The organism is Micromonospora sp. URMC 107 (assembly GCF_051386315.1).
Classification (GTDB): Bacteria; Actinomycetota; Actinomycetes; order Mycobacteriales; family Micromonosporaceae; genus Micromonospora.
The window spans coordinates 1-8,665 of record NZ_JBPQTK010000183.1; the positions used below are offsets into that span (position 1 = coordinate 1).

8 protein-coding genes and 1 pseudogene are annotated in these 8,665 nt (G+C 75.4%); 4 read left to right on the top strand and 5 right to left on the bottom strand.

The annotated features are described in order from the left end of the window. A pseudogene (locus tag ACSNN9_RS26420) lies at positions 1-439 on the bottom strand (hypothetical protein); the annotation flags it as partial. Positions 440-538: 99 nt separating this feature from the next. Here ACSNN9_RS26420 and cofD point away from each other — a divergent pair. Both cofD and ACSNN9_RS26430 read left to right on the top strand, forming a co-directional pair. Then, positions 539-1,486: a 2-phospho-L-lactate transferase gene (gene cofD / locus ACSNN9_RS26425; protein WP_436675942.1), complete on the top strand. Its 948-nt coding sequence runs from the start codon at positions 539-541 to the stop codon at positions 1,484-1,486. Further along, positions 1,483-2,571, top strand: coding sequence for a coenzyme F420-0:L-glutamate ligase (locus ACSNN9_RS26430; protein ID WP_436675944.1), 1,089 nt, complete (start codon positions 1,483-1,485; stop codon positions 2,569-2,571). The genes cofD and ACSNN9_RS26430 overlap by 4 nt, the downstream gene beginning before the upstream one ends. A 27-nt stretch (positions 2,572-2,598) precedes the next feature. Here the strand turns inward: ACSNN9_RS26430 and ACSNN9_RS26435 are convergent, their stop codons facing one another. Further along, a complete protein-coding gene (locus ACSNN9_RS26435) occupies positions 2,599-3,603 on the bottom strand; it encodes an ArsR/SmtB family transcription factor (RefSeq protein WP_436675946.1) in 1,005 nt (334 codons plus the stop codon). 281 nt (positions 3,604-3,884) lie between these two features. After that, positions 3,885-4,919: a hypothetical protein gene (locus ACSNN9_RS26440; protein WP_436675948.1), complete on the bottom strand. Its 1,035-nt coding sequence runs from the start codon at positions 4,917-4,919 to the stop codon at positions 3,885-3,887. A 39-nt stretch (positions 4,920-4,958) separates the two neighbouring features. Between ACSNN9_RS26440 and ACSNN9_RS26445 the strand changes: the two genes are divergently transcribed. Beyond that, positions 4,959-5,576, top strand: a complete 618-nt coding sequence (locus tag ACSNN9_RS26445; protein WP_436675949.1) for an NUDIX hydrolase — start codon at positions 4,959-4,961, stop codon at positions 5,574-5,576. On the opposite strand, the gene ACSNN9_RS26450 is transcribed toward ACSNN9_RS26445, so the two are convergent. Together ACSNN9_RS26450 and ACSNN9_RS26455 are read right to left on the bottom strand one after the other, a co-directional pair. Further along, complete coding sequence (locus ACSNN9_RS26450; RefSeq protein WP_436675951.1) at positions 5,545-6,636, bottom strand: mannose-1-phosphate guanylyltransferase; 1,092 nt, start codon at positions 6,634-6,636, stop codon at positions 5,545-5,547. The two genes, ACSNN9_RS26445 and ACSNN9_RS26450, sit on opposite strands and share 32 nt — an antisense overlap. Positions 6,637-6,697: 61 nt before the next feature. After that, entirely contained in the window at positions 6,698-7,843 is a 1,146-nt protein-coding gene (locus tag ACSNN9_RS26455) for a glycosyltransferase family 4 protein (RefSeq protein WP_357867870.1), read from the bottom strand. Positions 7,844-7,993: 150 nt separating this feature from the next. Between ACSNN9_RS26455 and ACSNN9_RS26460 the strand changes: the two genes are divergently transcribed. After that, positions 7,994-8,665: TIGR03089 family protein (locus tag ACSNN9_RS26460; RefSeq protein WP_436675952.1), on the top strand; the 672-nt coding region annotated here is incomplete at its 3' end.

The window sequence follows — 8,665 nt, forward strand, 5'->3', positions numbered from 1 at the left end:
CGGCGACCGCGAACAGCGCCAGCCAGGCCACCCGGCTCAGCAGGCCCAGGAAGGCGTCGAGGATCTCGCCCTCGGCGAGCCGGTTGACCGTCCAGAAGAGGAAGGTCAGCCCGCCGAACAGCGCGCTGACGGCGTACTCGCCCAGGGCGACCTGGGTGATCAGCTTCGCCTTCGGCACCGGGGGCTTCACGTGCGTGGCGAGCAGCACGGCCAGCAGCGGCAGGAACACCGCCTCCACGCCGACGAAGGCGTAGAAGGCGCTGCCCGCCCGGCCACCGAACGTGCTGTACTCGGTCGGCGTCACCATCCGGATCAGGCCGACGAAGAGGAACACGGCGTTCGCGCCGAGGAGCACGAACGCGGCGAGTTCACGCAGCGGCTTGGTCAGCTGGCTGGCCTGCGTCGCGTCGGTGGACGCGGGCTCGGCGGGGCTGGTCACGGGATCCCCCTCGGGGCGAATGCGGACAGTTGCCGACGTGAGCCTAGTCTCCCGGCCCATGGGCGGACCGGAGGCAGCCCGTACGCGAGGATGGTCGGCATGCGCATCGTGGTTCTGACGGGCGGCATCGGGGGCGCTCGTTTCCTGGTCGGCGTCCGGGCGTACGCCCGCGAGGTCGGCGCCGAGGTGACCGCCGTGGTCAACGTCGGCGACGATCTGCTCCTGCACGGGCTCAAGGTCTGCCCCGACCTGGACAGCGTGATGTACACGCTGGGTGGCGGCGCCGACCCGGAGCGGGGCTGGGGGCGCGTCGGCGAGAGCTGGACGGTCAAGCAGGAGTTGGCCGCGTACGGCGCCGAGCCGACCTGGTTCGGGCTCGGCGACAAGGACATCGCCACCCACCTCGTGCGGACCACCATGGTCAACGCCGGCTACCCGCTGCACGCCGTCACCGAGGCGCTCGCCGCCCGCTGGCAGCCCGGCGTACGCATGCTGCCGGCGACCGACGACCGGCTGGAGACCCACGTGGTGGTGGAGGTCGACGGCGGCCAGCGGGCGATCCACTTCCAGGAGTGGTGGGTACGCCACCGCGGCGACGTCCCCACCCACCGGTTCGTCTTCGTCGGCGCGGAGACCGCCCGGCCGGCGCCCGGCGTGACGGAGGCGATCGCCGGGGCCGACGTGGTGCTGATCGCGCCGAGCAACCCGGTGGTCAGCGTCGCCCCGATCCTGGCCGTGCCCGGGCTGCGCGAGGCGGTCGCCGACGGTCCCGCCCCGGTGGTCGGCGTGTCGCCGATCATCGGCGGCGCGCCGGTGCGCGGCATGGCCGACCGCTGCCTGGCCGTGCTGGGGGTGGAGTGCAGCGCGGCCGGCGTGGGCCGGCTCTACGGCGGCCGGTCGGCCGGCGGGCTACTCGACGGCTGGCTGGTCGCCGAGGAGGACGCCGGCACGGTGGTGCCGGAGGTGACGGTCCGCGCGGCGCCGCTGCGGATGACCGACGAGGCGGCGACGGCGGCCATGGTCCGCGCCGCGCTGGAGCTGACGTGAGGCTGGAGATCCTGCCGGTGCCGGGCATCGGCCACGTGTCCGAGGGCGACGACCTGGCGGCCCTGATCGCCGCCGCCGCCCCCTGGCTGCGCGACGGCGACGTGCTGGTGGTGACCAGCAAGATCGTCTCGAAGGCGGAGGGACGCCTCGTCGACGTCCCGGCGGACGGGCCGGAGCGGCTCGCCGCGCGCGACGAGGTGCTGGCCGCCGAGACGGCGCGGGTGGTGGCCACCCGGGGCGCGACCCGCATCGTGCAGACCCACCACGGCTTCGTGATGGCGTCGGCCGGCATCGACGCCTCGAACGTCGACAAGACCCGGCTCGTGCTGCTCCCCGAGGATCCGGACGCCTCGGCCCGGGCGCTGCGCGCCGCCCTGCGCGAGCGCCACGGCGTGGACGTCGCGGTGATCGTCAGCGACACGATGGGCCGGCCCTGGCGCAACGGGCTCACCGACGTGGCGCTCGGCGTCGCCGGGATGGACGCGATCCGCGACCACCGGGGCGAGGTCGACCCGTACGGCAACGAGCTCCAGCTCACCCAGATGGCGGTGGTGGACGAGCTGGCCGGCGCGGGCGAGCTGATCAAGGGCAAGTGTGACCAGGTGCCGGTCGCGGTGGTGCGCGGCTACCTCACCGCACCCCGCCCCGACGACGGCGTCGGCGCGTCGGCGCTGGTCCGGGACGCCGCGATGGACCTCTTCTCGCTGGGCACCGCCGAGGCGAAGGCCGCCGGGCTGGCCGCCGCCGCCACCCTGCCGGACGGTCCCAACCCGACCCCGCCCGACCCCGAGGCCGTACGCCGGGCGATCGGCGCCGTCGCGGACGTGGTCGCCCCCGGCACGGTCTTCAGCCTGGTCGCCGACGAGGAGGCCCGCGCCGGGTTGACCGCCCGGGTGCCCGGCTGGCCGGCGGAGGCGACGACGCTGCTGCTCGGCTCCCCGGCCACCCCGGCCGGCCCGACCGACCTGGTCCGCTTCGGCGCCGACCTGCAACGCCTCCGCACCGCCCTCGCGGCCGAGGGCGTCGCCTCCCTGCTGCTTCCCCCACCCCCCGGCACCGCCGCCAGCGCCGCCCTGGCCCTGTGACGGCGCCCGGGCGGGCACGGGCGGCGCTCAGGAGTTGAGCATCGCCCGCCCCAGCGGGGTCAGGGTGTGCAGGACGGTGTTGCGGTCGCGCTGGCTGACCAGGAGGCCGGCGTTGCGCAGCACGGTGGTGTGCTGGCTCGCGGCGGCGGCCGAGATGTTCAGCCGGCGGGCCACCTCGCCGGTGGTGCAGCCGTCGTCGCTGGCCGCCAGCACGGCGGCCCGGGTGCGGCCGAGCAGCGCGGCCAGCGCCTCCCGCCCGGGATCCGGCGCGCCGGGGCCGCCGCCCTCGCCGGGGGCCGGCAGCAGGCCGCCGAGCCGGTCCACCGGGTAGACCAGGACCGGGGGCAGCGCCGGGTCGAGCAGGGCGACCGGCGTGGCCGAGCAGAAGAACGACGGCACCAGCAGCAGCCCGCGCCCGCCCAGGTGCAGCTCCCGGCTGTGCGGGTAGTCGCGGATCTCCAGCACCCCGGACTCCCAACGCATGGCGGGCCGGAGGCTGGCCAGCAGCCCCTCCACCCCGCCGTCGAGCAGGGCCCGGGCCCGCCGGGACCGGTCGGCCTCCACCGCCGCCTGGATCCGGGCCCAGTACGGGTCGATCGCCAGGCCGCGGTACCGCTCCATCGCGCCGGTCAGGGCGCGCAGCGTGTCCGGCTCCCCCCGGGCCAGCGCCGCGGCGCCGGCGGGGAGGGAGCCGTTGGCGGCGAACAGCGCCACGTCGCGGCGCAGCAGCGTCACGGGGGTGTTGCGGACCGCCTCCATGCCGGCCTCGAAGCCCGACACGCTCTCGTACGGGGTGAGGAAGTCGGGGAAGTAGCCGCGGGGCGGGTTGAGCGTCAGCAGGAGCCGCAGCCCCGCCGAGCCGCTGCCCTCACGCAGCCCGCGCGTCACACTGCGCCGCCAGCCCGCCAGCAGCGGGTCCCGGCCACGGCCGGGCAGCAGGTGCAGGCTAAGAACCAGCTCCCACACCGGATCCGCCGCCGGAGCCACCCGGGTCCGGAGGATGTCCTCGGCGGAAAAATAGATCTTCAGCATGGACGGCTCCCGCGTCGCCGGGCAGAGGGGATGCCTGGCAACCGTTTGCACTGTACCTGGCCGGCACTTATCTCCGTCTTTAAGCGTGGGCTGAAAGACCTCGACGGCCCCCGGGGCCGTTGGGCATGCTTCCACTGCCCGCGCACGGGGGCGGGCGCGTCACCCGACGCGCCTGGAACCGGGCGCCCGGGGAACGGGGAAGGACCGGCGGCCGGGCGGCACCACGAGGGTCTGCGGCCTTGCTCCGCGGAGGCGCCGCCCGCTCGTCGGTCCACCGCCGGTCAGGCGACCCAGAGCGCCACCCGATGGTCCTCGTCGGTGACGTAGAAGCTCTGCCCCTCCCACTCGGCCACCCCCTCCACGTGGCGGAACGGCGCCAGGTCGGCCACCAGCTCACCGGGGACGAGGTGCCCGTCGCCGGGCGCGGGGAACCGGACGTGCCGCGAGGTGACCCCGCCGCCGGCCGGGTGGTCGTCGAGCAGCACCGAGCCCTTGCCCAGCGCGTCGATCGACCCGACGATCGCCGCGTAGCCGCCGTCGTCCGTGGGCGCGATCGCCCGGAAGCCGGCCAGCCCGCCGGGCGGCGTCACCCCCGTCAGGACGTACGCCCCCGACGCCCGCGGCCAGCTCGGCGCGGGGTCGAACATGCCCGGCACCCCGGTCAGCTCGACCAGGATCGGCTCGCCGTCGGCGGTGACCGGGAACCGCAGCCCGAGCAGGACACCGCCGGCCGGCGTGAAGGCCGCCGCCTCGACGTTCAGCGGAAGGTCGTCGGGGACGAGCCGGCTGACCCAGCCCTTCGACCGGGCGGTGCCCCGGGCGACGGTCTCCCCGATGAACCGGGCCCGCACCCGCTCGCCCGGCGGCAGCGGGGTGAACGCCGCCTCGAGCAGGGCGTCGTTGACCGCCCGGTGCAGCCGGAACCGGTTGCGGACCACCTGCACCGGCACCGGGCCCGCCGCCGCGTCGTCCTCGCGGAACCGGGCCACGAAGGCGCGTCGCGGGCGCAGCGGGCCCGCCTTCGAGCCGAAGTGGGAGCCGAAGACGTACACCCAGCCGTCGTGGTGGGCGAGCGCCTCGCCGTCCTCCGTGCGGCCGTTCTCCGCCCCGGCGTCGGCGGCCACGTGGTGGGCGACCCAGCGGCCGTCGTCCAGCTCCAGCAGCAGGGCCAGGCAGTGCTCCACCGGACCCTCGTCGAGCACGGTCCAGAAGCCGCGCCGGGCACCGTGCGCCCGCAGCAGCGGCGCGGAGCGCACCGGCAGCAGGTCGCTGGCCTCGTTGCCGGCCACGACGAACTCCAACAGTCGCAGGGTCACCGGGCCAGGGTACGAAGCGTCGGCTCGTACAGTGTCGACATGGCCGACTCCCCCACCGCCGCCGCCTCCCGACCGTCGTCGGACGCCGAGGCGTACGCGGCGCTGCACGCCGACGCCGTCGCGACGCTGAGCCGATGGGAGCCGACCGGCCCGGCCGCCGCCGAGGCCCGCGACCGCACCGTGGCGCTGCTGGCCGCCGGGCCGGTGGCGATGAGCCGGGCGCACCGGCCCGGGCACGTCACGGCGAGCGCGCTGGTGCTCGACGCCACCGGCTCCCGGGTGCTGCTCTGCCTGCACGGCAAGTTCCGGCGGTGGGTGCAGCTCGGGGGGCACTGCGAGCCGGCCGACCGGACCCTCGCCGCCGCCGCCCTGCGCGAGGCCGGCGAGGAGTCCGGCATCGTCGGCCTGCGGATCGACCCGGTGCCGATCGACGTCGACATCCACCCGGTGAGCTGCCAGGGCGGCTCGCTGCACCACGACGTACGCTTCGCCGTGCTCGCCCCGCCCGGCGCGGTGGAGCGGGTCAGCGAGGAGTCCGAGGCGCTGGGCTGGTTCCCGCCGGACCGGCTGCCGCAGCCGCTGGCCGGCGGGACGGCGCACCTGGTCGCCCCGGCCCTGGCGACGCTCAGACGAGCCCCTCTTCGCCCCGTTCCTTGAGCTCGTCGACGACCTTCTTGACGTCCTGCGCCCGGTCACGGGGGCAGACCAGCAGCGCGTCCGGGGTGTCGACGATGATCAGGTCGTGCACGCCGACGGCGGCCACCAGCCGCCCGGAGTAGGGCACCACCACCAGTCCGCCGCTGTCGCGCAGCAGCACCCCCGGCTTGGCGTCGGCGCCGAGCACCACGTTGCCGTTCTCGTCGGCGGGCAGCACCTCGCCGAGGGTGTGGAAGTCGCCGACGTCGTTCCAGCCGAAGTCGCCCGGCACGGTCGCCACCCGACCGGCGGTCGCCGCGCCCTCCATCACCGCGTAGTCGACGGAGATCTTCGGCAGCGTCGGCCAGACCGTGCCGAGCACGTCGTCCTGCGCCTCGGTGCCCCACGCCTCGGCGATCGCGACGATCCCGGCGTGCAGGGCCGGCTGCTGGCGGGCCAGCTCGGCGAGGAACAGGTCGACCCGCCAGACGAACATGCTGGCGTTCCAGAGGTGCCGCCCCGAACGCAGGTACGCCTCGGCCACCTCGGCGCTCGGCTTCTCCTTGAACTCGGCCACCGGCCGCAGCGGGCCCCCGTCGACCGGGTCGCCGGTCTGGAGGTAGCCGTAGCCGGTCTCGGCTCGCGTCGGGGTGATGCCGACCGTCATCAGCAGGCCCCGCTCGGCGCCGCGGACCGCCTCCCGGACGACCTCCCGCCAGCGCTCCGGGTCACCGATCAGGTGGTCGGCGGCGAAGGAGCCCATCACCGCCTCCGGGTCGCGCCGCGCGATGACGGCGGCGGCCAGGGCGATCGCCGCGCACGAGTCCCGGGGCGAGGGCTCGACCAGGATGTTCTCCTCCGGCAGCCCGGCGAGCTGGCGCGCGACCGCCGTCACGTGCGCTGTCCCGGTGACCACCAGGGTGCGCTCGGCGCTGGTCAGCGGGCCCAGCCGGTCCACCGTCGCCTGGAGCAGCGAGGCGGCGGAGCCGGTCAGCGGGTGGAGGAACTTGGGATGCCCGGCGCGGGACAGCGGCCACAACCTCGTGCCACTGCCACCCGCCGGGATGACGGCGTAAATCACCCGCACATCATGCCCGATTCGCCTGACCGGGGACGCATTCTCACGCCCCCGGTCGTGGCGGTCAGGACCGGGCCCGGCTCCAGGCGGCGATGTGCACCTCGGCGCTGGACTCCCAGGTGAACTCCTTGGCCCGGTCGAAACCGGCCTTGGCCAGGGACAACCGCCGCTGCTCGTCGTCGAGCAGCGCGGCCAGGTCGGTGGCGATCTGGTCGGGCGCCTCGCTGGTGTACGCGACCGCGTCGCCGCCCACCTCCGGCAGCGACAGCCGGGGCGTGGTGAGCACCGGGGCGGCGCACGCCATCGCCTCCAGGATCGGCAGGCCGAAACCCTCCCCGTAGGACGGGTAGGCGGCCACCAGCGCCCCGCCGAGGAAGCCGGGCAGGTCCGCGTAGCGGAGGTAGCCGGGGCGGAGCAGCCGCAGGTGCGACGGGACCTCCGCCACCGCGCGGTCGATGTCGTCGTCGTGCCCCTGGCCGCCGGCGATCACCAGGGCCGGCGGCTCCTCCCGGTCGGCCACCGCGCGGGCCCAGCCGCGGATCAGGTTCGGCACGTTCTTGCGCGGCTCCTTCGCCCCCAGGAAGGCCACGTAGTGGGTGCCGCCGAGCCCCAGGCGGGCCCGGACCCGGGCCTTCTCCTCGTCGCTGGGCGCGTGGAAGGCGGCGTGGTCGACGCCGTGGTAGGCGACGTCGATCCGGGTGGGGTCGGCGTCGAGCAGCCGGATCAGCTCGTCCCGGGTGGCCTTGCTCGGCACGATCACCCGGCTGGCGCGGCGCAGGGACGTCTTGATCGCGCTGCGGAAGAAGGTGCGCCGCGACTTGTCGTAGTGCTCCGGCTCGGTGAAGAACGTCGCGTCGTGCACGGTCACCGTGACCGGGCAGCCGGCGCGCAGCGGGCAGGTGTAGAAGGGCGAGTGCAGCACCTGCGCGCCCACCTGCTGGGCGAGCAGCGGCAGGCCGGTCTGCTCCCAGGCGAGCCGGGCGGGGCGGTGCGCGACGGCGGCCGGGGCCGGGATGATCTCCGCGCCGGGCAGCATCCGGGCGTAGCGCTCCAGGTCGGTGCGGAGGCAGACGACAGCCAGCTCCACCCCCGACCCGCACACCTTGCCGAGGGCGCCGAGCAGGCCGTCGACGTATCGACCGACACCACCACGGTCGACGGGGACACTCGTGGCGTCGATGAGCACGCGGGGCGGGCGACCGGCGGTCACGGGGCGACTCCTTGAACTGACGGGCCTGTGGGGAACAACACTCCGGCAAGCCTACGCCGGAGCCCGGCACGGACGCTGACTGCGACCCGACGGTACGCCGACTTGTCGCCGTCATCGAGTACGGCCGCCGGGGGCGTATCGTTCGCGCCGATGGCCGACAACATTGCCCGGGTCTTCGCCGACGCGATCGCCACCGACCCGACCCGACCGCTGCTGACCTGGTACGACGACGCCACGGGCGAACGCACCGAGCTTTCCGGCGCCACGCTGGCGAACTGGGTGGCCAAGACGGCCAACCTGCTCGTCGACGAGGTGGCCGTGGGCCCCGGTGACGTCGCCGGGGTGCTGCTCCCCCCGCACTGGCAGACCGCGGCGGTGCTGCTCGGCTGCTGGTCGGCCGGGCTGACCGTCGCCGACACGCCGGGCGACGTGGACGTGCTCTTCGCCGCCGCGACCCGGCTGGCCGAGGCGGACGCCTGGTCGGCGGGCGAGCGGTACGTCCTCGCCCTCGACCCGTTCGCCCTGCCGATGCGCCAGGTGCCGCCCGGCTTCGCCGACTACGTGTCGGAGGTACGCGCCCACGGCGACCACTTCAGCCCGTACGCGCCGGGTGGCCCGGGCGAGGCGGAGCTGCTGGGCCGCGCGACCGCCCGCGCGACGGAGCTGGGCATCGCGCCCGGCGACCGGGTCCTGGTCGACACGGGGGCGTACCCGGACCCGGTCGACTGGCTGCTCGCTCCCCTGACGGCGAAGAAGCTGGAGGTCCCGGTGAAGAAGATCCTCACCGGCACCCCGGTGGACTCGGCGGCGGCCAGGGGCGCG